General features: G+C 66.0%; 25 protein-coding genes and 1 tRNA gene. 14 read left to right on the top strand and 12 right to left on the bottom strand.

The window, feature by feature from the left end:
* Positions 1–217 precede the first annotated feature (217 nt).
* The gene (locus KPL81_RS00725; protein WP_219790279.1) at positions 218–475 is read right to left on the bottom strand and encodes a hypothetical protein; all 258 of its coding nucleotides are present in this window, start codon (positions 473–475) and stop codon (positions 218–220) included.
* A gap of 234 nt (positions 476–709) precedes the next feature.
* On the opposite strand from KPL81_RS00725, the gene KPL81_RS00720 reads away from it, so the two are divergent.
* A complete protein-coding gene (locus KPL81_RS00720; protein WP_219790278.1) occupies positions 710–1417 on the top strand; it encodes a Crp/Fnr family transcriptional regulator in 708 nt (235 codons plus the stop codon).
* Positions 1418–1449: 32 nt separating this feature from the next.
* Here the strand turns inward: KPL81_RS00720 and KPL81_RS00715 are convergent, their stop codons facing one another.
* Both KPL81_RS00715 and KPL81_RS00710 read right to left on the bottom strand, forming a co-directional pair.
* Entirely contained in the window at positions 1450–2484 is a 1035-nt protein-coding gene (locus KPL81_RS00715) for a sodium:calcium antiporter (protein ID WP_219790277.1), read from the bottom strand.
* Between the two features lie 151 nt (positions 2485–2635).
* Positions 2636–2712, bottom strand: a tRNA-Arg gene (locus tag KPL81_RS00710).
* Between the two features lie 120 nt (positions 2713–2832).
* Between KPL81_RS00710 and KPL81_RS00705 the strand changes: the two genes are divergently transcribed.
* Genes KPL81_RS00705 through KPL81_RS00695 form a run of 3 tightly spaced genes read left to right on the top strand, consistent with a single transcriptional unit; the run spans position 2833 to position 6187 of the window.
* Positions 2833–4341 carry an amidase gene (locus KPL81_RS00705; RefSeq protein WP_219790276.1) on the top strand — a complete coding sequence of 503 codons (1509 nt, stop codon included), beginning with the start codon at positions 2833–2835 and terminating at the stop codon, positions 4339–4341.
* Positions 4342–4376: 35 nt separating this feature from the next.
* Positions 4377–5183, top strand: a complete 807-nt coding sequence (locus KPL81_RS00700) for a methyltransferase domain-containing protein (RefSeq protein WP_219790275.1) — start codon at positions 4377–4379, stop codon at positions 5181–5183.
* Positions 5180–6187 (top strand): methyltransferase, encoded by a 1008-nt coding sequence (locus KPL81_RS00695; RefSeq protein ID WP_219790274.1) that lies wholly within the window; start codon positions 5180–5182, stop codon positions 6185–6187. The genes KPL81_RS00700 and KPL81_RS00695 overlap by 4 nt, the downstream gene beginning before the upstream one ends.
* 9 nt (positions 6188–6196) lie before the next feature.
* Here KPL81_RS00695 and KPL81_RS00690 read toward each other — a convergent pair whose 3' ends face one another.
* Genes KPL81_RS00690 through greB form a run of 3 tightly spaced genes read right to left on the bottom strand, consistent with a single transcriptional unit; the run spans position 6197 to position 7234 of the window.
* Positions 6197–6451 carry a DUF2442 domain-containing protein gene (locus KPL81_RS00690; protein WP_219790273.1) on the bottom strand — a complete coding sequence of 85 codons (255 nt, stop codon included), beginning with the start codon at positions 6449–6451 and terminating at the stop codon, positions 6197–6199.
* On the bottom strand, positions 6420–6677 hold the full coding sequence (locus KPL81_RS00685; RefSeq protein WP_219790272.1) for a DUF4160 domain-containing protein: 258 nt from the start codon (positions 6675–6677) through the stop codon (positions 6420–6422). The genes KPL81_RS00690 and KPL81_RS00685 overlap by 32 nt, the downstream gene beginning before the upstream one ends.
* 17 nt (positions 6678–6694) lie before the next feature.
* A complete protein-coding gene (greB, locus tag KPL81_RS00680) occupies positions 6695–7234 on the bottom strand; it encodes a transcription elongation factor GreB (protein ID WP_219790271.1) in 540 nt (179 codons plus the stop codon).
* A 172-nt stretch (positions 7235–7406) separates the two neighbouring features.
* Here greB and KPL81_RS00675 point away from each other — a divergent pair, with 172 nt between their 5' ends.
* From KPL81_RS00675 to KPL81_RS00640, 8 genes are all read left to right on the top strand, one after another.
* Positions 7407–8042 carry a TRAP transporter TatT component family protein gene (locus KPL81_RS00675; RefSeq protein WP_219790270.1) on the top strand — a complete coding sequence of 212 codons (636 nt, stop codon included), beginning with the start codon at positions 7407–7409 and terminating at the stop codon, positions 8040–8042.
* A gap of 114 nt (positions 8043–8156) precedes the next feature.
* Positions 8157–8801, top strand: coding sequence for an NUDIX domain-containing protein (locus tag KPL81_RS00670; protein WP_219790269.1), 645 nt, complete (start codon positions 8157–8159; stop codon positions 8799–8801).
* A gap of 1 nt (position 8802) precedes the next feature.
* Positions 8803–9252, top strand: a complete 450-nt coding sequence (locus tag KPL81_RS00665; RefSeq protein ID WP_209473497.1) for a DUF1249 domain-containing protein — start codon at positions 8803–8805, stop codon at positions 9250–9252.
* On the top strand, positions 9252–9986 hold the full coding sequence (locus KPL81_RS00660; protein ID WP_209478674.1) for a phosphodiesterase: 735 nt from the start codon (positions 9252–9254) through the stop codon (positions 9984–9986). Before KPL81_RS00665 ends, KPL81_RS00660 begins: the two co-directional genes overlap by 1 nt.
* Before the next feature lie 119 nt (positions 9987–10105).
* On the top strand, positions 10106–11077 hold the full coding sequence (gene cysD / locus KPL81_RS00655) for a sulfate adenylyltransferase subunit CysD (RefSeq protein WP_422674092.1): 972 nt from the start codon (positions 10106–10108) through the stop codon (positions 11075–11077).
* A complete protein-coding gene (gene cysN / locus KPL81_RS00650) occupies positions 11077–12516 on the top strand; it encodes a sulfate adenylyltransferase subunit CysN (protein ID WP_209473496.1) in 1440 nt (479 codons plus the stop codon). Before cysD ends, cysN begins: the two co-directional genes overlap by 1 nt.
* Before the next feature lie 153 nt (positions 12517–12669).
* Complete coding sequence (locus tag KPL81_RS00645) at positions 12670–13752, top strand: App1 family protein (RefSeq protein ID WP_209473495.1); 1083 nt, start codon at positions 12670–12672, stop codon at positions 13750–13752.
* A 165-nt stretch (positions 13753–13917) separates the two neighbouring features.
* A complete protein-coding gene (locus tag KPL81_RS00640; protein ID WP_209473494.1) occupies positions 13918–14406 on the top strand; it encodes a 20S proteasome subunit A/B in 489 nt (162 codons plus the stop codon).
* Positions 14407–14470: 64 nt separating this feature from the next.
* On the opposite strand, the gene KPL81_RS00635 is transcribed toward KPL81_RS00640, so the two are convergent.
* From KPL81_RS00635 to hemP, 6 genes are all read right to left on the bottom strand, one after another.
* Positions 14471–15229, bottom strand: a complete 759-nt coding sequence (locus KPL81_RS00635; RefSeq protein ID WP_219790268.1) for an ATP-binding cassette domain-containing protein — start codon at positions 15227–15229, stop codon at positions 14471–14473.
* Positions 15223–16281, bottom strand: a complete 1059-nt coding sequence (locus KPL81_RS00630; protein ID WP_240548994.1) for a FecCD family ABC transporter permease — start codon at positions 16279–16281, stop codon at positions 15223–15225. The genes KPL81_RS00635 and KPL81_RS00630 overlap by 7 nt, the downstream gene beginning before the upstream one ends.
* Entirely contained in the window at positions 16278–17174 is an 897-nt protein-coding gene (locus tag KPL81_RS00625) for a heme/hemin ABC transporter substrate-binding protein (protein WP_209473492.1), read from the bottom strand. Before KPL81_RS00625 ends, KPL81_RS00630 begins: the two co-directional genes overlap by 4 nt.
* Positions 17171–18229: a ChuX/HutX family heme-like substrate-binding protein gene (locus tag KPL81_RS00620; RefSeq protein WP_209473491.1), complete on the bottom strand. Its 1059-nt coding sequence runs from the start codon at positions 18227–18229 to the stop codon at positions 17171–17173. The genes KPL81_RS00625 and KPL81_RS00620 overlap by 4 nt, the downstream gene beginning before the upstream one ends.
* A gap of 13 nt (positions 18230–18242) precedes the next feature.
* Complete coding sequence (locus tag KPL81_RS00615; RefSeq protein ID WP_219790267.1) at positions 18243–20240, bottom strand: TonB-dependent receptor domain-containing protein; 1998 nt, start codon at positions 20238–20240, stop codon at positions 18243–18245.
* 106 nt (positions 20241–20346) lie between these two features.
* Complete coding sequence (gene hemP, locus KPL81_RS00610; protein ID WP_240548993.1) at positions 20347–20538, bottom strand: hemin uptake protein HemP; 192 nt, start codon at positions 20536–20538, stop codon at positions 20347–20349.
* A gap of 157 nt (positions 20539–20695) precedes the next feature.
* Here hemP and KPL81_RS00605 point away from each other — a divergent pair, with 157 nt between their 5' ends.
* Together KPL81_RS00605 and KPL81_RS00600 are read left to right on the top strand one after the other, a co-directional pair.
* Entirely contained in the window at positions 20696–21370 is a 675-nt protein-coding gene (locus KPL81_RS00605; RefSeq protein WP_209473489.1) for a zinc metallopeptidase, read from the top strand.
* An 83-nt stretch (positions 21371–21453) separates the two neighbouring features.
* Positions 21454–22773, top strand: a complete 1320-nt coding sequence (locus KPL81_RS00600; RefSeq protein ID WP_219790266.1) for an erythromycin esterase family protein — start codon at positions 21454–21456, stop codon at positions 22771–22773.
* Positions 22774–22904: the final 131 nt, after the last annotated feature.

Below are 22904 nucleotides of genomic sequence, written 5' to 3'. Positions count from 1 at the left end.
AGAACCGGCCCTTCGGGGCCGGTTTTTTTGCGCCTGCGATTTGCTGCGTTCCGGCCACTATGCTGGTTCTTCCTGATTGGGACACCGCGCTGGTAGCAGGGCGGAGCCGAAGCCTTCCGATTCGCCTCACGGACAAGAAGTGCGCAAACGAAACGGCCACCCGATGGGGTGGCCGCTTCGATGAGATGGGCTCAGTCGCCTCGGACAATATGTCTACTCACTGGCACGGTCTCTGCTCGGGCGTCGCCAGCACGGCCTTGAGGTGGGCGAGGTCGCGTGAAATGTCGCTCTCGACGAACTCCGCCAGCAGCCGCTCGGCCTCGTGTCGTGCCGCCTGCTCGACGTACTCGTCGTAACGGATGACATCGGCGTCACAGTAGCGGCAGCTTAGCACGTCCGTTGGCCTAGGGTTGCCGTGCCAGAAGTTGGCACCGTTGCAGTGGGGACATGCGACCTTCCTTGTGCGTTGAAACATTCGGGCCTCCTGCCTGAACTTCCTTTGGAAGCCTTTACCCTACCACAATTTTTCCTACCGTCTTGTGACTGTCCGTGGCATGCGAGGCATCATCGCTGCGATCTAATGCGGTTGGCCGGTATCTCCCTTCCGCCACTACACTGCACAGACGCACGGAGATTTATCCACAGCCAAAGGCCCGGAGCGCACCATGACCGCGAGTCCTCTTTCCCTTCTCTCAGCGCCAACGCCTTGATGAACCGCAAGCTGTCGAGCATATTTCCGCTCACGGACGAGGAGGCGCGGGCCATCCGGGAGCTACCGATCCAGGTCGTGGAGCTCAAGTCCGGCCAGGACATCGTGCGCCTGGGCGAGCGACCGTACCAGTGCTGCTTGATCCTGCAGGGCTTCACCTGTGTCTACAAGCTGAGCGTGGGGGGCAAGCGTCAGATCATGGCGCTGCACGTGCCGGGCGACATCCCCGACCTGCAGAGCCTGCATCTGGAGGTCATGGACATCAGCATCGCCTCGATAAGCCCATGCGCGGTCGGTTTTTTTCAACACGAAGACGCACGGCGAATGTGCGAGCACCACCCGCGCCTCACCGCCGCCTTCTGGCGAGAGACGCTGATCGATGCCTCGATCTATCGCGAGTGGCTGCTCAATATCGGCCAGCGCGATGCCTACGCCCGTGTCGCCCACCTGCTCTGTGAGCTATTGATACGCCTGAGGGCGGTGGGGCTGGTCGAGGATCACTCTTTCGAATTGCCGATCACCCAGGAGGAGATGGCGGATACCATCGGCATCAGCGCCGTCCACGTAAGTCGCACCTTCCAGGCGCTGCGCAACGCTGGGCTGATCGAAACCACCAGGACGCGGATCCATCTGCCAGATTGGGAAGGCCTGATGGAGACAGGGGAGTTCGATCCGCTCTACCTGCATCTGAGAGGCGAGGCGGCTTGAGCCCTGCCGGCTCGAAAGCGGCTCCCCGCGGGCTATCCCGCCAGTAGCATGACGATTCCCGCCAGGTACAGGGCGATGAGCGTCACGCTCTCGAAGCCGATCCGGCCGGGTCCCTTCTCCTGGCGAAACAGCAGGCCCAAGATCAGTACGCTGGTCATCAGGATCGCCAAGGCCACCCATAGCGACACGTGATCGGGGATGGCGTGGTAGATCGAGCCGTCGCGGTAGGCCACGTCCGATGCGGCGGCAAACAGGGTGTCGAAGGCGTTGCCGCCGATGATGCCGGCCACGGCGAGGGTCAGCGCTCCCTGCCGCACCGCCGCGACAGTGGTTACCAGTTCGGGCAGCGAGGTAGCCACCGAGGTGAGCAGCACGCCTACGGCGGCCTGGCTGAGCCCGGTCTCTTCGGCGATGACCGTGGCGCTGCGTTCGAGCACCCAGCCGGCGATGCCGATGCTGGCGCCAAGCAGCAGGAACAACAGCCACAGGAAGGTCAGCGAGCGTTCGTAGGAGGCTTCCTCGGGCACGTCGGGGCGTGTCTCGCGCGTCCTCGCTGGTCGCCACATGGGGTTGGCCTTGGAGATCTTGACCAGCCGCAGGCCGTACAGATAGGCAATGAACAGCAGCGGCGTGATCGGGTGAATCTGCCAGATGGTCCATTCCGGCGCGAAGCGCCCGACCAGCAGCAGGCTCAGCAGGCACAGCAGCAATCCCCCCTGAATCAAGTTGCCCAGAGAAGCCGCGGCATGCTCGAGATTGGCGCGTCTGTGCACGATGTCGGCAAATGCGAGAAACACCGTCTGGGCGGCGATTCCCCCCAGCGCGTTGCTCATGGCGAGCTCGGGCTTGCCGGTCCAGGCCGACGAGACCGAGACGACGATGCCGGAAAGCGAGGTGACCATGCCCAGCAGTACCGCACCGGCCATGGCTTCCCCCAACCCGGTGCGATCTGCCAGATGGTCGACGATACCGGCCAGCCTGGTCCCTACGATACCGATCACCAAGGTGCAGATGCCGAACAGGACGATGGCGATGGGCAAGGAGGTAATGGTGAACGGTATGGGCATCTGGCCTTTCGTCTTGGCGGCATGGGTATTTGACCGTAGCCGCCAGCGACGGAGAGCACAAGCGATCGCCTGCAAGCGTTCGTCAAGGCAGGGTTTGCTTCACGGAGCCAGATGCGCCGGGCAGAAGCGCGGAAGGGGAGTGGAAACAGGTTGGCGCCCCCACCAGGATTCGAACCTGGGACCTTCCCCTTAGGAGGGGGACGCTCTATCCAGCTGAGCTATGGGGGCCGCACGGCTGCGCATTATAAGCGCTTGTGGCAGCGAGATAAACCGCTTGCCCTGCGTGTGTTGCCAAGCCGGGAGTCGTGCGGCCATCATCGAGCCTGTCCTCAGTAGCTGGAAGCGCGCATGGAAATCGAAGAGTACCGCCGGCACGATGCCCTGGGGCTGGCCGAGCTGATACGCAGCGGCGAGGTGAGTCGCGAGGAGGTGTTCGACGCCGCCTGCCGTGCCATCGAGCGAGGGAATCCGCGGCTTCAGGCGGTGGTCCGCACGCGCTTCGAGCGTGCCCGGCAAGAGGCCGGTGGCGTCGATCCGGCGGCGCCGTTCGCCGGGGTGCCGACACTGACCAAGGACCTGCTGATGGCGATCGAGGGCGAGCCGCTGGCCTTCGGCAGTGCGGCCTTGGCCGAGTGGAAGCCGCCTGTCGACTCGACCCTGGTTTCGCGCCTGCGCCAGGCGGGCTTCGCAATCCTCGGCCAGACGGCGACGCCCGAGCTGGGACTGATGGGGATCACCGAGCCGCGGACCTTCCCGCATCCGGTCAACCCGTGGCGGCCGACTCACTCGCCCGGCGGCTCCAGCGGCGGGGCGGCGGCAGCGGTTGCAGCGGGGCTGGTGCCGCTGGCCATGGCCGGCGACGGCGGCGGCTCGATCCGCATTCCGGCCAGCTATTGCGGCCTGTTCGGGCTCAAGCCGTCGCGCGGGCGGGTGCCGCAGGGCCCGTTGCACGCCGAAGTATGGCAGGGCGCTGTGGTGGAGCATGCCGTGACCCGCTCGGTGCGGGACAGCGCTGCGTTGCTCGACGCCATCAACGGCATGGACGAGGGTTCGCCCCATCCCATCAGGCGCGAGCAGGGTTATCTGGCCGGTATCGAGCGCCCGCCCGAGCCGCTGCGCGTGGCGGTATCGCTGGGTGAACCGCTGGGCAGGCCGCTCGGCACCAAGCTCGATCCGGAGGTGCGCCAGGCCGTGGAAGCCGCGGCTGGCATGCTCGAAGGGCTCGGCCATCATGTCGAGTGGGCCGATCCGCCGGTCGATGGCGAGCGTCTGGCCAACTCCTACCTGACGCTCTACCTGGGGCACTTGAGCGCCGACCTGGCCTGGATCGCCCGCGAGACCGGCGTGCCCGTTACGCGTCTGGAGATCGAGCCCTCCACCCGCGCCATCGCTCGCCTGGGACGCCACCTGCCGGTGCGCGATTACGAGTTGGCCAAGCGCGACTGGAACGCCGCGGCACGCGCCATGGGGGCGTTCCACCGTCGCTACGACGTGCTGTTGATGCCGGTGACCGCGGCGCCGGCGCCGCGCCTGGGAGAGCTATACCCGCCTCCGTCGCACGAGCGCCTGATGGGGCTGCTGGCGATTCCCGGTTTGGCGGCGCTGGCGCTCAAGGCGGGCATGCTCAAGCATCTGGCGCGCGATGCGCTGTCACGTACGCCCTACACCCAACTGGCCAACCTGACCGGCCAGCCGGCCATGTCGCTGCCATTGCACGTGACGACGCAGGGCCTGCCGGTGGGCGTGCAGGTGGTTGGTGCGATGGGCGACGAGCACCGCCTGCTGGCGCTGGCGGCTCAGGTCGAGGCCGAGTCGGGCTGGGGACGACACCTGCCCAGGCCTTGGCAAGATAGGTAGAATGCGCGCCACACCTTGCTGACGTGGTTCCCGCCATGACCGATTCCACCCCGCTCTCGTCTGCCGGTGACCGTCACTTCGACGGCCTGGCCGAGAAGTTCGCCGGCAGCCTCTATGGCGGCCCGCGCGGCGAGCTGCGCCTGGCTCTGCTCGACGACTTGCTGCCGCGCCTGCTCGACCTTGACGGCCAGCCGCTGCTGGACGTGGGCGGCGGTCTGGGCCAGCTCTCCGCCTGGTTCGCCCGGCGCGGCCACCCGGTGACGCTGTTGGAGCCCGCTGGCGACATGCTCGACCAGGCCCGGGAGGCTCTCGATGGCCTGCCGGTGAGCTTCGTGCAGGCGCCGCTGCAGGCACTTTTGGATCATGCGCCCGGCCCCTGGCAGCTGATCGCCTGCCACGCCGTACTGGAGTGGCTCAGCGATCCCCGCGCCGCCTTTGCCACTCTGGCGGAGGGGCTTGCCCCCGGTGGCCAGCTGTCGCTGATGGTTTTCAATCGCGATGCGCTGCGCATGTCCAACGTGGTGAAGGGTAATCTGCAGAAGGCGCTGGACGACCGCCTCGAGGGTACCGGCAAGCGTCAGCGGCTGACCCCCATCTCGCCGCTGAGCCATGCGCAGGTTGTTGCCTGGAGCCGCGAGTGCGGCCTGTCGATCCGCGGCGTGGCGGGCATCCGCGTCTTTCATGACTACCTGCGCCAGCCGCCGGCCAGCGAGGACGACTGGCAGCGTCTGGTGGCCCTGGAGCGTCGCTACTGCCAGGCCGAGCCGCACTGGCGACTGGGCCGCTACCTGCTCTATACGCTGACGAAGGACGAACCGACAAACGAGGAGCGCGCGCCATGAGTGCCGAAACGCCCGTCTGCCAGTTGCTGGAGCGCCAGGAGGCCGACTATCGCGGTTGGCTGTGGGTGGCGCCGCCGCGCGATGCCTGGCTCGAGGCGGGGCAGGGCAGTGTCGTCAGTGCCGATCATGGCGTACTGCAAGCCTGGCGCGAGCGCGGGCGCCCGGCCTTCTCGCCGTTCGATGCCGTGCCCGGCGAGGGGCTGCCCGGCGCGGTGCTGTTTTGGCCCAAGAGCCATTTGCTCGGCGAGTGGTGGCTGCTGTGGCTGTGCGCCAATCTGCCGCCGGGCACGCCGCTCCAACTGGTCGGCGAGAACCAGGGCGGCATCAAGCGGGTGCTCAAGGTGCTGGCGGCTCTGGGGCTGGGCTGTCGCAAGCTCGATAGTGCGCGGCGCTGCATCCTGTTCGAGACGCGCCTCGGCAAGGTCGGCATCGACCCGGATGCGGCCTGGACCACCTTCGAAGCCGAGGGACTGACGCTCGTCAGCCATCCCGGCGTGTTCGGCCACGGCAAGCTGGACGAGGGTACCCGACTGCTGCTCGAGTGGCTCGAAGCGGAACTGCCGGGGCATGACAAGGCGCAAGACGTACTCGACATGGGCTGTGGCGACGGCATCCTCGCCGCCTGGCTGGCGCGTCGCGGCCATCGCGTGACCGCGGTCGACGTCAATGCCTTCGCGGTTGAAGCCACCCGGCGCACCCTGGCTGCCAATGGCCTCGAGGGGGAGGCCTTGAGCAGCGACGTCTATTCGGTGCTCGACGGCCGACGTTTCACTGCCATTGTCAGCAACCCGCCGTTCCACCAGGAGCGCAGTATCGACTACGGACCGGCTGGCCGTTTGATCCGCGAAGCGCCAAAACACCTGATGCCGGGCGGCGAACTGTGGCTCGTTGCCAATGCCTTCCTGCCCTATCCGGACCTGCTGGAAAGCGCCTTCGGCGGCTTTCAGATTGTTGCCGACGACCGCCGCTTTCGGGTTTATACAGCGAAGCAGGAAAGGCGCTAAGGACTATCGTCAGGCGACGCGCCCATGCTGTTGGGTCGTGTCGCCTCGACCGGCAATGAGTCCTTCGACGGAAATATCCTCATCCAGGTCATCCCAGTGCAAGCCTTTACCGGAATAGCTGATACGGCACTGCTCGCGCTCTTCAGCACTGGCGTGTAGGAGGCGGGGAAACCATGCTAACGGGATGCCGAGAGTCCTGCCGTCGCTAAGCTCGACCCACATGGTATGTTCGTCAAAGCTGATGGTTTTGGCAGAAATGCTCATTCCAGGCCCTCTCGATCTCACTGCGATGTTCTTCCACCAGCTGCATGAGCTGTGCAAGCTGTTTTCTATTGTAGCCACTGCTGTGGGCGATAGCGATTTGCGGCAGCACCCATATCTTGGCTTCACCGTCTCCGCTCTCGGCATGGATGTGTATGGGTTCCAGAGGATTGCCTTCATTCGAGTAGAAGAAGAAGCGAATTCCCTTGTAGCGGAAAACGACGGGCATCGTACCGTCTCCATGTCCTATAGCTGTGGGTCCCGGTAGGCGATCTCGGTCACGATATAGGTGGTGTCGCCTGCCGGCGCCTTTACCGTGACCTCGTCGTCCAGCGCCTTGCCGAGCAGGGCCCTGGCCAGCGGGGCGTCGACGCTGATCCAGCGCTTGGCGGTGTCGGTCTCGTCGTGGCCGACGATGCGGATTCGCAGCTCCTCGCCCTCTTCGTCCTCCAGCGTGACGAAGGCGCCGAAAAAGACCTTGTCGGTATCCGCCGGCAGCCGGTCCACCACCTGCAGCTCATCGAGCCGCTTGGTCAGGTAGCGGATGCGTGCGATAACCCGATTGAGCTCCTTCTTGTTGTAGGTGTAGTCGGCGTTCTCGCTGCGATCGCCCAGCGCCGCGGCTTCACCCACCTTGGCCGAGAGGGCGGGACGCTTGACCCGGGAGAGATGATCGAGGATGCCGCGCAGTCGCTCGGCGCCCTCGGCGGTGATCAGGTTGCTCTTGGGTTCCTGGCGCGGATCCTTGGCCGGGTCGCGCCAGCGCGTCATGTTGCGGCCTTTCATGCCGTAGCGCTCCTTCGTTGCCTAGCGTGAGCAACATACGTCATTGATACCGCCGGAACCAGTCTCGGACCGATGATGGGCTGGCGTATCATTCAAACGTTCGTTACATTCCGAGAGACGGCAACGCCGTATCCCAAGAACAATCCGCCAAAGGTAAGAAAGGAGTCTGGACATGCTACGACGTCAGTTACTCGCCGCCGCCCTGGGTACCGGCCTGCTGCTCGCCCCCCTTGCAGGTGCCCTGGCCTGGGAGAGCGAAGTGGAAGCGCTCAAGCAGCGCTGGGAGCGGATCAACACGCAGCAAGCAGAGGGGCAGCGTCGCAGCGCACTCAAGTCGCTGGCCAGCGAAGCCGAGCGGTTGGCCGAGGCCAATGCCGACGAGGCCCAGCCGCTGATCTGGTACGGCATCATCGAGGCGTCGCATGCGCGCGAGCGCAGCGGTCTGGGGGCGCTGGGCAGCGCCCGCACGGCGCGCGATGCCCTGGAGCGCGCCATCGAGCTCGATCCGCAGGGCGGCAACGGCTCGGCCTACGTGACGCTGGGCGCCTTGTACGACCGTGCGCCGGGCTTCCCCATCGGTTTTGGTGACAGCGAGACCGCCGAGCGCATGTTCCAGCGCGCCCTGGAGATCCGCCCCGACGGCATCGACGTCAATTACTACTATGCTACCTTCCTCGAGGAAGAAGGGCGCCCCGAGGAGGCACGCGAGCATGCTCAGCGTGCCGCCGACGGCACTGCCCGCGAGGATCGCCAGGCATCGGACGAGGCGCTGCGAGCGCAGGCCAGGGCGCTGCTCTCCCGGCTCTGACGGCTTGCCTGCCCGTGCGCCTCGTGCAAGGGGCGCATGGATCGGCATGGCGATGGTTGGCATGGCCGGCTCCGGTCACGATAATGGTCGCCATTCGCAGACTCGGAGGTTTGCATGACCGATAATCAGGAAAGCGGCCGGGATGCTGCCCGCTTGCCCAGCTTTGGCGGCGCCGATGTCGAGCTGATCGAGCGTCGCTGCCTGCACCAGGGCTTCTTCCGCCTGGACGAGGTGCATTTGCGCCATCGCCTGTTCGAGGGCGGCTGGAGCGGCAAGATGGTGCGTGAGGTGCATGTGCGGCATGACGCCGTTGGCGTGCTGCTCTACGATGTAGAGCGCGACAGCGTGGCCCTGGTCGAGCAGATCCGTGCAGGTGCGCTGGACGATCCCGAGTCCCCGTGGAAGTTCGAGATCGTCGCCGGTCTGGTCGAGGGGGGCGAGAGTGCTGCCGAGGTGGCCCGGCGGGAGGCAATGGAGGAGGCCGGCTGCGAGGTCTCCGACCTGATCGAGCTGTATACCTACTATCCGAGCCCCGGTGCCTGCTCGGAGCGAGTGACGCTGTTCTGTGCTCTGGTCGACTGTGACGGGCTGGGTGGCGTGCATGGCCTGGACGAAGAGCATGAGGATATTCGCGTTCACGTGTTACCTTTTCATCATGCCTGGGAACTCTTGCAGGCTGGACGACTCGACAATGCCATGTGTCTGATCGCCCTCCAGTGGTTGGCGGCCGAACGAGCATCTCTAAGAGCAAGGGGGTAGCGTGGCGAGAACCGCCTATGTCACCGATCTGAAAGGCCTGCAGGGGGAGTGCAGCGCCAACTACCTGCGCCTGGTTCGGCTGCTGGGCGATCTGGGGGCGGGCGAAACGCGCGAACTCGAGCTGACCGGCGGGCGGGGTCGATTCGGCACCCTGTGGCTGTCGGTGCTGGAGCGGGCGCCCTACACGACCATCGCGCGTGTGAGCCAGAGCGGCCTGATGGACGCCGTCATCGACCCCCCCTGCATGCGCGTGCACCTCTATCACGACGTGCGCATGGCAGAAGTCACCGATTTCCAGCGCGAGCGCCACTTCAACGGGCGCTACCGCTATCCCAACGTGCGCATGCACCAACCCGACGAAAAGCTCCAGCTCAACCGCTTCCTGGGGGAATGGTTGGCCCATGGCCTGGAGCACGGCCACCCCACCAACGTGACGGAACTGCCGGGATGATGCGCCTGGCGCAGCTCACCGATTGCCACCTGCATGCCGACCCCGCTGCCCGCTCGCGTGCCGGTTTCCCCTTGCGCCAGCTCGAGTCCGTGGTGGCGGCCGTTCGCGCCGAGCGTCCGGACGTCGTCCTCGTCAGCGGCGATATCAGTCAGGACGAGACGGCTGCTTCCTACCAGCATGCCCATCGAGTGCTCTCGACACTGGAGTGTCCCTGGTTCTGGCTGGGAGGCAATCACGACCAGCAGGAGCTGATGCGGGACGTCAAGGTCATCCACGACGATATCGATCTGGGCGCCTGGCGGTTGCTGATCGTCGATACCTGCGTCAAGGGGCATGCGCACGGTGAGTTGGGCGAGGAGCGCCTGGGGCAGCTCGTCGAACGTCTTGCCGAGGACGCCCGACCGACTCTGCTGGCAATGCACCACCCGCCGCTCGCGGTGGGCTCGGCCTGGCTCGACGAGATCGGGCTCAAGGATCGCGATGCCTTGTGGGAAGGGTTGTCCGCTTTCCCCCAGGTCAAGGCGATTCTCTGCGGTCACATCCATCAGGCCTTTGCCGGGCGGCAAGTGCTCGAGCATGGCGAGGTGCGGGTCTACGGCTGCCCTTCCACGACCGATCAGTTCCTGGCCGGCTCCGAGGGCTTCGCCATCGACGAGGCGTCGCGTCCCGGTTTTCGAATCTTCGACCTGCAGGGCGAGGAGTGGCTGACCTGGATCGAGCGGATTGACCTATGAGCTTTGATTCTTTTTTGGTCTAAAAAGATAGGCAATCATTCTTTTACGTTATTATTGGCTCGACGTTACCCTGTGTGCATGATTTTTACTGCCCATCGTCATGCGAGGTATCCGGGCCGATGACCAGTCTCAACGCTCCCGAGCACAAGCCGGCCTCCCCGGCTTCCGACTCGCCGGCCTCCCTGTCGCCGCGCCGGTTGACCCATCTCCAGCAGCTGGAAGCCGAGTCGATCCACATCATCCGTGAGGTGGCGGCCGAGTTCCGCAACCCGGTGATGCTCTATTCCATCGGCAAGGACTCCTCGGTGATGCTGCATCTGGCGCGCAAGGCCTTCTTCCCTGGGCCGCCGCCGTTCCCGCTGATGCACATCAACACCACCTGGAAGTTCCGCGAGATGATCGCCTTCCGCGACCGCATGGCGGGTGAGGTGGGCATGGAGCTGATCGAGCACATCAACGAAGAGGGGCGTGCCGCGGGCATCAATCCCTTCGACCACGGCTCCAGCGGCTATACCGACGTGATGAAGACCCAGGCGCTCAAACAGGCGCTGGACAAGTACGGCTTCGATGCCGCCTTCGGCGGCGCCCGCCGCGACGAGGAGGCCAGTCGCGCCAAGGAGCGGGTCTTCTCGTTCCGCGACAAGTTCCATCGCTGGGACCCCAAGAGCCAGCGTCCCGAGCTGTGGAACCTCTACAACGCCCGGGTCAACAAGGGCGAGTCGATTCGCGCCTTCCCGCTCTCCAACTGGACCGAGCTGGACATCTGGCAGTACATCTACCTCGAGCAGATCCCCATCGTGCCGCTCTACTACGCCGCCCCGCGCCCGGTGGTGGAGCGCGACGGCATGCTGGTGATGGTCGACGACGAGCGTTTGCCGCTGGCCCACGGCGAGGTGCCCGAGGAGCGCTGGGTGCGTTTCCGCACCCTGGGCTGCTACCCGCTGACCGGCGCGGTGGAGTCCAAGGCCGACACCCTACCCGAGATCATCCAGGAGATGCTGCTGACCCGCACCAGCGAGCGCAGCGGCCGGGCCATCGACCACGACCAGGCCGGCTCGATGGAGAAGAAGAAGCGCGAGGGGTACTTCTGATGGCACACCAATCGACACTGATCGCCGATAATATCGAGCAGTACCTGCACGAGCACGAGAACAAGGACCTGCTGCGCTTCATCACCTGCGGCAGCGTCGACGACGGCAAGTCGACCCTGATCGGTCGGCTGCTGCACGACTCCAAGATGATCTTCGACGATCACCTGGCGGCGCTGACCCGTGATTCGAAGAAGAGCGGCACCACCGGCGACGCCGTGGACCTGGCGTTGCTGGTCGACGGGTTGCAGTCGGAGCGCGAGCAGGGCATCACCATCGACGTGGCCTACCGCTTCTTCTCCACCGACAAGCGCAAGTTCATCATCGCCGACACCCCGGGGCACGAGCAGTACACCCGCAACATGGCCACCGGGGCTTCCACTGCCAACCTGGCGATCATCCTGATCGATGCCCGCTACGGCGTGCAGACCCAGACCCGGCGCCACAGCTTCATTGCCGACCTGCTGGGCATCAAGCACCTGGTCATCGCGGTCAACAAGATGGATCTGGTGGACTTCGACGAAGCGCGCTTCAACGAGATCGTCGCCGACTACCGGCGCTTCGCCGAGCAGCTCTCGGTCAAGGACCTGCGCTTCGTGCCGATGTCGGCGCTGGAGGGCGACAACGTGGTCAACCGTAGCGACCGCACGCCCTGGTACCAAATCGATGGCGAGGCAGGGCCGGCCCTGCTGGAACTGCTGGAAACGGTGGAGGTGAGCCGCGACCGTAATTTGGTCGACCTGCGCTTCCCGGTGCAGTACGTCAATCGGCCCAACCTTGATTTCCGCGGCTATGCCGGCACGCTGGAGGCCGGAGTGTTGCGCCCCGGTCTGGCCGTGAAGGCGCTGCCCTCGGGCAAGACCAGCCGCATCGAGCGGGTCGTCACGTTCGACGGCGATCTGGAGGCGGCGTGGCCGGGCCAGGCGGTGACGGTGACCCTGGAAGACGAGATCGATATCTCCCGCGGCGATTGGATCGTCGCCGAGGATGCCGAGGTCAGCCTGACCAATGCTTTCGATGCCGACATCGTGTGGATGCACGAGCAGCCTTTGTCACCCGGACGGCAATACGACATCCGCCTGGCCGGACGTTCGGTGGCCGGCCGCGTGACTGCGATTCACCACCAGGTCGACGTCAACACCCTGGAGCGGCACGAGGCCGAGCGACTCGAGCTGAACGCCATCGCCCGCTGCCGGCTCGAGCTGACGGCCGAGGTGCCGCTCGACGCCTACGACCAGAGCCCCGGGACCGGCAGCTTCATCGTTATAGACCGGCTCTCCAATGTGACCGTGGGGGCGGGCATGGTGCGCAGCGCTGCCGAGGGGTCGACACAGACATACGGCGAGGTCGACTGGGCTGCCTTCGAACTCGAGCTCAATGCGCTGATCCGCCGACACTTCCCTCACTGGGAGGCTAAGGACGTGCGCGACCTGCTGCGTTGAACGAGCGTAACTAAGCAATACATAGGCGGTTGATTCTGCGACAAGATCCTCCACACTAAAGTCAGGGTCCGGCGTAAGCCGGACCCTGTCGAGTTTCAGGGAGGAAGCGATGACGTATTGCCAGGATCGGCTGCAGTTGCCTCGGGGGAGACGATGAGCGGATTTCTCCGGCGCCTGCTGCACATTGCTGCCCGTCCGATGAGACGCGACCGCGGGCGAGGTGGCTACGTGGTGCACCCCTACCGTGGCTACGGCTCCCGCCATGAGGTCTTCCTGATGGGTCGGGTGTTCCGCCAGGCCGCGCTGGGCGAGGTGATCCCCCGCTATGGCATACTGCGCGATCTTGCCGATATCCTGAGGCGTCTCGTTCGCCACGGGCTTCCCGAGGCCACCGTCGAGGTGACGCTGGGGGAGAACGTCACCACCGTCACGACCGATCGCGACGGCTACTTCGACGTCCACATGCCCCTCGATGCTCCCTTGCCGCGGGACAGCGCCTGGCACCACGCCGAACTTCACGTGGTGCTGCCGGGCGTGGAGCCGGTGCAGTCCTTCACCGAGGTCTACATTCCCCCGGCCGAGGCCGATCTACTGGTCATCAGCGATATCGACGATACGGTGATGTACACCGGCGTAGCCAACAAGCTGCGCATGCTGCATCGTCTGTTCGTCAAGCGCGCGCATCAGCGCATGGCCTTTCCCGGCGTGGCAGCCTTCTACCAAGCGCTGCATGTCGGCAGTAGCGGCACGGCCAAGCGACCGATCCTCTACGTTTCGCGCGGCCCCTGGAGCATCTACGAGATGCTGGAGGAGTTCTTCCAGCTCAACCGCATCCCGGTGGGGCCCATCCTGTTCCTGCGCGAGTGGGGCATCTCGTGGCGCAAGCCCTGGCCGCGGCGTGCCGAAGACCACAAATACGAAATGATCCAGCACATGCTGTCGATGCGTGACGAGCTGCCCTGCGTGCTGATTGGCGACAGCGGCCAGCACGATCCCGAGGTCTACGCCCGCATCGTGCACGAGCATCCCGAGCGGATCCGTGCGGTCTACATTCGCCGGGTGGAGCGCCGGCCCGAGCGCGAGCGTGCCATCGACGCGCTGCGCGAAGAGATCCGCCATATCGGCTGCGACCTGGTGCTGGCCGACGACAGTCTTGCCATGGCCGAGCACGCCTTCACCCAGGGACTGATTGCCGAGGAGGGGCTCGAGCGGGTGAGTCAGGCATCGCGTCCATAGCCCGATCTGATGCCGCCCCCGGCGCTAGTCCCTCGTTTTGGCGGGTGACGAATTGGTTATTCTATGTGTCGATTTCTTGCGTTTTTCGATTCTACTCTGCGCCTGACGCAAGGGGCTTCGTTACTTTTACGTTGAGGCCCGCGCACGTTTCAGAGAGGTACTCGCATGACCACGATCGTATGGGATGGGACCACGCTGGCGACGGATTCGCTGATCAGTGTCAACGGCTCGACCTACAACCATGCGCAGAAGCTGTTCCAGCTCGACAGCGGTGAGTGGGTCGCCTTCGCCGGAGAGCAGCAGGAGTGGTGGGAGGTCATGGAGTGGCTCAACGCCGGGGCGCCGCGCAACGACAAGCCGCATGTGACGCGGGTCGAGATGATCATCGCCGGGCCCGACGGTGTCTTCGAGATGTTCAACAAGCTGGTGCGCATTCCGGTCAGCGGCCCGGTGGCGTATGGCACCGGCTGGAAATGGGCGCTGGCCGCCATCGATCACGGCAAGAGCGCCATCGAGGCCGTGGAGTACGCCAAGACGCGCGACCACGACACCGGGGGCGAGGTGCAGTCCGTGACGCCAGCGACCCGGGCCGGCATGCCCTTCGAGACGATGATGCGTGACGTCGAGACGGAACCGGATCCCGTCACGGCCTGAAGGCGGCAAGACTCCGCACAGCCCCGGTCATCGACCGGGGCTGCTGCGTTTGGGGTGGGTCGTGTCAAGGCGCCAGCACTACCAGTGGTGAACCATCGGCCTGACGGCTGGTGACCAGCTTTGCCTTGAATACCCGCGCCAGGATGCGACCGTCGAGCACCTCGATCGGTGGCCCAGCAGCGATCCGCCTGCCGCGCTCCAACAACCAGACCCGATGAGCGTAGCGCGCCGCCAAGTTGAGGTCGTGCAGCACGCAGGCGATCGCCAGACGCTGCCGCTCAGCTAGCTGGCGCAGCAGACGCATCAGGCGCTGCTGCTGGCCGATATCCAGTGCGCTGGTGGGTTCGTCGAGCAGCAGAACGCTGTTGGCCGAGACCCCGGCGGTGCGGCCTAGGCGCAACTGACACAGCGCCCGGGCGATCATCACACGCTGGGCTTCGCCGCCCGAAAGATTCTGCGCGCCGCGCCCGGCCAGTACCTCGAGATCGAGCATGGCCAGTACTTCCTCGACTTCCTCTGGCGAGGCTTCGCTGCCCAATGCGACCAGTTCGCGCACCGGCCAGTCGAAGCCGAGAGTCAGCTTTTGCGCCACCACGGCGCGGCGTCGGGCCAGTTCGACCGCTGCCCAGGAGGACAGTGGCTTGCTATCGAGGCAGACGCTGCCGCGCCCGGGAGCGCGATAGCCCGAGAGCAGCGACAGCAGGGTGCTCTTGCCGGCGCCGTTGGGGCCGACGATCGCCGTCAGCTCTCCCGGCTCGAGGTGATCGCTCAAGGGGGCGAGCGTAGGGGCTTCGGTGAAGCCGGCGTCGATCAGGCTCAGCATTGTGCCCTCCGCTTGAGCAGCAGCCACAGGAAATAGGGGCCGCCAAGCAGGCTTGTGAGCAGTCCCACCGGGATCTCGGCGGGGCTGGCGAGGGTGCGCGCCAGGGTATCCGCCACGATCAACAGCAGGGCGCCGCCCAGCATCGAGGCGGGCAGCAGCAGCCGATGCCCTGGCCCCAGCCACAGGCGCAGGCAGTGGGGCACCAGCAGGCCGAGAAAACCGATGATACCGGCCAGCGCCACGCACAGTCCCACGCCCAGGGCCGTGGCGACGACCACGCGGCGCTTGAGCCGCGGGGCATCTAGCCCGGCGCCGTAGGCGGTTAGCTCGCCGAGTTGCAGCAGATCGAGCCCAGGGGCGCAGCGCAATAGCCACCACAGCGCTGGCAGTATGCCGATCAGCGCCCCCAGGGTGGCGCTCCACAGCGCATGCGACAGGCTGCCCATGCCCCACAGGCTGAGCTGGCGCAACTGCTCGTCGCTGGCGATGAAGGCCATCACGCCGCCCATTGCACCCGCCAGGGTATTGATCGCGAGCCCCGCCAACAGCAGCGTGAACAGCGCCTCCTGGCCGTGCCGGCGCTGGCCCAGGGCGAACACCAGCACGCACACGCACAGCGCGCCGAGAAAGCCGGCTAGGAATTGGCCATACAGGCCGAAAGTGCCGGCGGCACCATCGAACAGTACGATCCACAGTGCCACGGCAAGCCCCGCACCGCTGGCCAGGCCCAGCAGGGTGGGATCGGCGAGCGGATTGCGAAACAGTCCCTGCATGGCCGCCCCGCTGCCGGCCAGCATGGCGCCCACCAGCGCGGCCAGCAGCAGGCGCGGCAGGCGCAGCTGCCACCACACCTGCCAGGCCAGTGGTGTCGGCCACTCGCCGAGCAGCACGTTGGGCGACAATCCGGCACTTCCGCTCATGGCTCCGACCAGCAGTGCTGCTAGCACGACCATGGTCAGGGCGAGCAGTATGCGGACTTCTGTCAGGGCACCACGATGCCGGCCAGGCATGGTGGCGATGCGCCGCTGATAGAGAGCAGCGGCACGGCTCATGATGTCACTCTCCAGCAGCCCTCCTCGATGACGGTAGCGTCACCCGCGGAGTGCAGCGCCGCATGCAGGGCCATCAGCGTGGCGGGCGTGCGCGGGCCGAAGCCGAGCAGCGCCTGGTCGTCACATACGATCAGGTTGCGCTCGCGTCCCGCCGGCGTCATGGCGAGCCCGGGGAGCTGCCATAGCCGTGCCTCGCCGCCTATGCCCGCGAGCCCACTGCGGGTGGCGATCACTATCTCCGGCGCCACACCCACCAGAGCTTCCGCGCCCACCGCCTTGTAGCCGCTGAAGCCTGCGAAAGCGTTGCGTGCCCCGGCCGCCTCGATAACGGCTTGGCCAGCAGTATCGCGTCCCGCGGCCATGGGCGTCATGCCGCTGTGGCTGAGCAGAAACATGGCGCTCAGTTCGGCTCCTTGCGCTTCCTCACGCAGTGCTTCGAGCCGGGCGAGATCTGTCTCGACCTCGATCGCCAACGCTTCGCCTTCGGCGTCGCGACCGATGGCGTTGGCTACCGCCAGCACCTTGTCGGGCAGCTCCGCCAGGCTCGTCCCCTGCTCGATGCGCACCACCTCGACACCCACCGCCTCGAGCTGGGCCAGCACTTCGCGTGGGCCGGCCGCGGCGCCCACGATCAGTCGCTCCGGGGCCAGCGTCAGGATGCCCTCAGCTGCCAGCTGGCGCAGGTAGCCCACCGAGGGCAGGGCGGCGATCGCTGCGGGATACTGGCTGGTATCGTCGCGCCCCACCACGCCCTCCAGGTCATCGAGGGCGGCCACGATCTCGGCCACGTCGCTGCCGATCAGCACGGTGCGTGGCGGTGCGGCCGACGCCTGCATGTGCCACACCAGCAAGGCCAGGCTGGCCAGCCAGCTCAGCCATGACGGGAGCATCATGCCGCTGCCTCCCGGGCGTCGAGGCCATCCAGCAACTGGCGCCACTCGCTGCGCTCGGGCTGGCCCTCACGGCGTTCGGCGAAGATCTGCAGCACTAGCCCACCCTGGGTGTCGAAGGCCTCCAGGCTGGTCACGCCGCCGTCGCGGTTGGGCTTGTGCACCTGCCATACGCTGGCGATATTGGCGTCGTCCAGATGCAGGGTGAAATCCTCGCCGAACAGGTTGAGCCAGCCGCGCATACGCTGCGGTGCCGGCACCTTTCCGGTGCGGATCTGTACGCAGCCGGGGCTGGCGACGAACAGCATCAGCGGCAGGTTGTTTGCGGCCGCCTCGAACAGTGCCTGGCCGCATGTCGATGGCCGAAGAGCGCGAGTGAAGCGGCCTTCCATCAGCGTATTGGCTTCGTGACGTCGCAGCTCGTGGCGGCGCAGCAGGCCCAGGAACTGGTGCACGTCGCTCATTCGCGCCCACTCGTCGGCCAGGGTGGGAAGCCGTGGAAGAGACCGCGGCGACGGTTCGACGAACTGGGTGAAGGCGGGCGCATCGCAAACACCCAGCGTCTCCAGCTCATGCCATGCCTCGGGCGCTTCGTCTGCCAGCGAGAAGACCTTGTGCAGGGCAATCCCATGGCGGTTGAAGACCTGCAGGCTCAGGCGCTCGGTGGTCTCGCCATCACGGCGTGGCAGGCGGTCGCGAATCAGGCAGGCCCAGTGCCACTGGGCCAGGTGCAGGCGCAGGTCGAGCCCGCCCGGGGCGAGCAGCAGGCCGGCCTGTTCCGAGCCGCGCAGCGCCGGGTAGCGGCCCTGCTGCTCGAGTACTGCGTGGCGCGAGCGGGTCAGCGCCTTGACTTCGCCCAACTGGTGAAAGCGTGTGGCCAGCGCATGCGGCGACAGCGGCAGGGTCAGCACGTCGCGGCCGAGGCGGGCGGCCTGCAGCTCGCCCTCGCTGATCTCCAGGCGCTGGGCGATCTCCAGAGCCGGCAGGTGAGGGCAGGCCGCGCGGGTGGCGTCCAGGGCTTCGAGAATGGCTTGACGGGTCTGAGCGGTGGCGTTCATGGGAGTCTCCTAGTCACCATTGCAGGCTGACGTTGGCGAGCAGGCTGCGCCCGTCGCCGAGGTTGCCGTCGGGGCGATACCACTCCTTGTCGGCGACGTTGCGCAGCTTGAGTGAAGCGGAAAGGGTTGGCGTGACCTGCCAGGCGAGCTGCACGTCGTGCAGGCCATAGCCGGGTAGGGTGGCGTCATCGCCCTGCTTGTCGAAGGCGCGGGCGAAGCGGCCGCGCCAGCCCAGCGTCAACTCGGGACCGGCGAGGTGATAGTCGAGCCCCGTAAGTGCCTCCAGCGGTGTCAGGCTGCCGAGCGGTTCGCCACTGTCGCGGTCGCGTCCGCTGACTTCGGCCAGGCCCAGGAAGGCTGTGACGGGCGCGGCGGCAGGCGACCAGTCGAGACGGGCGTCAAAGCCCCACAGATGGGCACGGCTGACGTTGACCGCCCGCGTGGTGCCGGCGAAGAGATCGACTTCGGTGTCGATGAAGTCATCGGCCCGGGTGTCGAAGTAGCTGGCGCGCAGGCCCCAGTTGCCGAAGCGCCAGGCCAGGCCGCTCTCCCAGCTTTTGCTGGTTTCCGGCTGCAGGTCGGGGTTGGGCACCCAGAAGTTGTCGGGCACGCAGACGAAGGGGCCCATGCAGAAGCCGCCGAAGTGGCGCTCGTCGGCGTAGAGCTCGGAGAGTGTGGGGGCGCGGAAGGCCTCGGCGTAACCGCTGTAGAGCATCAGGTCGCCGGTGGGCCGCCATGCCAGGCGCAGGCGCGGCGACAGGTGGCTCTGGTCGCTCTCGCGGCCTTCGCTGTCCTCGGCGCGATAGCTGTCGTGGCGGGCGCCGAGGCCAAGGTCGAACTCGCCGGCACCGCCCTGGTCGAGATAGCGGCCGACGGTGAGGGTGTCGTCGAGATAGAGCGCGGCGCTATCGATGTCGGCATCGGGAAAGCCCGATGCCGTGCCGCCCGGGCGCTGGGTGGCGTGGCTCGCTTCGACGCCGAAGGCCAGGGTCTGGGACAGCCAGCCGTGCTCCAGGCGATGGTAGCCGTCGCTCTGCACGCCGAGGCGCTGCAGGGTACGCTCCGCCGCGGTCTCTTCGATGTCCTGGCGGCTCAGAGTCAGGCGGGTCTCGAGCTGGGTGACCGGCGTCGGCGTCCAGCGGTGGCCCAGTTGCAGGTTGTCGCTGGCGGTGTCGCGATCGCGCAGGTCGCCGTCTTCGATCACCAGGTTCTGTGGATTGGCCGGCTGAGTGGCGTCTTCACGATAGTGCTGCCAACTGGTGAACAGGCGGTGATCGTTGCTGAGCTGCCAGCCGCCCTTGGCCAGCAGGCTGTTCAGGCTGGCGTCCTCCGGCGTGGTCTGGCCGCCGGCGCGGCGGATGTCGCCGGATTCACTGCGACCCAAGGCGAGCAGGCCATCGAGACTGCTGCCGTCAGCCAGGTCGCGTTTGGCAAACAGCGACAGGGTGGCGCCGAGCTCGTCGTTGGCCGTGGTACCACGTAGCGAGAGCCGGGCTCCGCGCGTCTCGCCCGGGCGCAGCAGGTCTTTGGCGTCTACCGTCTCGAAGCTGATCACGCCGCCCATGGCATTGCTGCCGTAGAGGCTTGACAGGGCGCCGCGGGCGATCTGAACCTCGCGCAACAGCGATGGATCGAGGAAAAAGTTGCCCAGGTGGCCGGTGTTGATGTCCTGGCGCACTCCATCGAGACGTACCAGCACGCCGCTTTTGTCGAAGCCGCGAAGGCTCAGGGTCTGGCCGTTGCGCCGACCCTGGCCGGCGACGTGCAGGCCGGGCTGATCGGCAAGGATGTCCTCGACCCGTGACGCGGTGGCGAGCGTCGGATCGTGGCGGTCGATCACATCGATGATCAGCGGGGCGAAGAAGGTGTCGGTGGGGGTACGCGTACCGGTGACCACCAGCGGCGCCAGTTGCGGCGCTGCAGTGGACTGGCCGGGCGTTGCCTGGGCCAGGGCCAGCGGTGGCAGCAGAAGTAGTGCCAAGGCGCCGATGCAGCTCGTTGCTCGCTTCATGTTCCTGAAGTTCCCTTGTCGTATCAGGCGATGAGCGGCTGGCTGGGTGGCGTGGGCTACCTGGCTGGCGTTCTTTTCGTCTAAGTTGTGAGATCGGTCGTCGGGGTTATGAGGTCAGTATCAGTTTGCCGTTGCGCGTTTCACGAAGCTGGTAGCGCTTGCCGCGATGCTCGATGATCAGCTGACCCTGCTCGTCGAGCAGGGCACTGCTCTCGACAATGCCGGGTTTGCCCGAGAGCTGCTGCGGCTTGGCGGCCTGCGCGCGGGCCATGGTCGGGTCGGGGGAGGTTGCGCACATGGGATTGGCCTGAATGGGTTATGGTGTTAAACGCGAATAATTATTGTTTGTGGTTTGGCTGGCGTCAAGCCCCGGCATGAAGTCCTCGGGCGACGCATGAACGCGAAACGGGTAGGCTTGGTCAAAATTAAAGACGCCGAAACGAGATCCGAAACGCATGATCGTGCTGCTGATTGCCTTGCTGCTGGCCATCTTCGTGCTGCCCAACGCCTGGGCCAAGTGGGTGCTGGCGCGGCATTCACGCGGGCGCGACGACTATCCAGGCAGCGGCGCCGAGCTGGCCGACCACCTGCTGCGCCGCCTGGGTATCGAGGGAGTCAAGGTGGAGTTGACCGAGCAGGGCGATCACTACGACCCCGAGGCGCGCCGGGTGCGGCTCTCCCGTGAGCACTACGAGGGGCGCTCGCTCACCGCGGTGACCGTGGCCGCCCACGAGGTCGGTCACGCGATTCAGCATCATGAGGGCTATGCGCCGCTGACCGCCCGAGCACGCATGGTGGGCGTGGCGCAGCGGGCCGAGAAGCTCGGTGCGCTGCTGATGATGGCCGCTCCCTTCCTGTTCATCCTGACCCGCCTGCCCGGAGGGCTCGCCATCGTGATTGCAGCGGCGGTGATCAGCTTCGGCACGGCGGCACTGGTGCACCTGGTGACCCTGCCGGTGGAATTCGATGCCAGTTTCAATCGCGCCCTGCCGCTGCTGCGCGAGTACGTGCCACCCTACGACATGCCCGGGGCCCGCCACGTGCTGACCGCCTGCGCCTTTACCTACGTGGCCGCCTCGCTGGCGAGCATACTGAACCTGGGGCGCTGGCTGGTGATACTTCGTCGCTAACCCTCTCCCAACCCTTGAGCGTAAGCGGGAGCGGTTCCTAAAGTGCTGGGTGAAGTCAACGAACTCACGGAGGAGGTGCGTTCATGACCACTCCCCAGGACTACGTTCTCGACAATGCCATACCGCTCGACGGCCGTAGCAGCGACTACGACCGCCTGCTCGAGCAGGTCGGTGAGCGCTCACTGGTGCTGCTCGGGGAGGCCTCCCACGGCACCGCCGAGTTCTATCGCATGCGTGCCGAGATCACCCGCCGCCTGATCCGCGAGAAGGGCTTCGAGGCAGTGATCGTCGAGGCCGACTGGCCCGATGCGCTACGGCTCAACCGCTACGCGCGCGGCGAAGACGACGACACGCTCAAGAGCGCCTTCGACGACTTCCAGCGCTTTCCGCATTGGATGTGGCGCAACACCGAGGTGCACGACTTCATCGGCTGGCTCAAGGAGTACAATGCCGGCAAGCATGCCGATGAGCAGGTCGGTTTCCACGGCCTCGACATCTACAGCCTGCACCGCTCGGCGGAAGCGGTGATCGAGTATCTAGAAGGCATTGACCCGGAGCAGGCGCGCATCGCCCGCGAGGGCTACGGCTGCCTCGATCATGGCGGCGACCCGGTGCGCTATGGGCACGACGCTGCCTTCGGCCTCAGCCGCATCTGCGAAGATGCCGCCGTGCGCCTGCTTGCCGACCTGCTGAAAAAATCGACCGGCTACCTGCGCGAGGATGGCCGGCGCTCGCGGGACGAGCAGTTCTTCGCCGAACAGAATGCCCGCGTGGTGGTCAATGCGGAGCACTATTACCGCGCCATGTTCGGCTCGCGGGTGGATACCTGGAACCTGCGCGACGAGCACATGACCGATACCATCGCCGAGCTGCGCGAGCACCTGCGTCGTCAGGGTGGGCAGGGCAAGCTGGTGGTATGGGCGCACAATTCGCACCTGGGCGATGCCGAGTTCACCGACATGGGCTGGCATCGTGGTCAGCACAATGTCGGCCAGCTTGTGCGTCATCGCTTCGGTGCCGAGCAGGCTCTGCTGGTGGGGTTCACCACTCACACCGGCTTCGTCTCGGCGGCCCGCGACTGGGATGGCCCGGTGGAACATCGCAAGGTGCGCCCTTCCATGGAGGGCAGCGTCGAGCGGCTGCTTCACGATAGCGGCCCCGGCGACTTCTACCTGCCGTTGGGCGAGCGAGCCGCCCCCTTGAAGGAGCCGCAATGGGAGCGCGCCATCGGCGTGATCTACCGGCCCGAATCGGAACGCATCAGCCATTATTTCAAGGCCTCGGTGGCGCAGCAGTTCGATGCCGTTTTCCATGTCGACGAGACCCGTGCCGTGGAGCCGTTCGACAAGGGTGAGCTGTGGCGACCGGAGGAGGTGCCGGATACCTATCCGTTTGGGGTCTAGGGCCTGGCGGCGGTTACCATCGAATTCTGCTGATGTACGGGTGGTCGGGATTCTGCCAGCATTGAAACATGGCGCAGTGGTGTAGTCCGTAGCGCACGGTCGACTCGCTGCGCTTGCTTTAATGCCGAGGT

This window comes from Billgrantia antri (genome assembly GCF_019430905.1).
GTDB lineage: Bacteria > Pseudomonadota > Gammaproteobacteria > Pseudomonadales > Halomonadaceae > Halomonas > Halomonas antri.
Note: the sequence above shows the minus strand (reverse complement) of the source record. Positions and strands in the feature narration are given on the sequence as shown.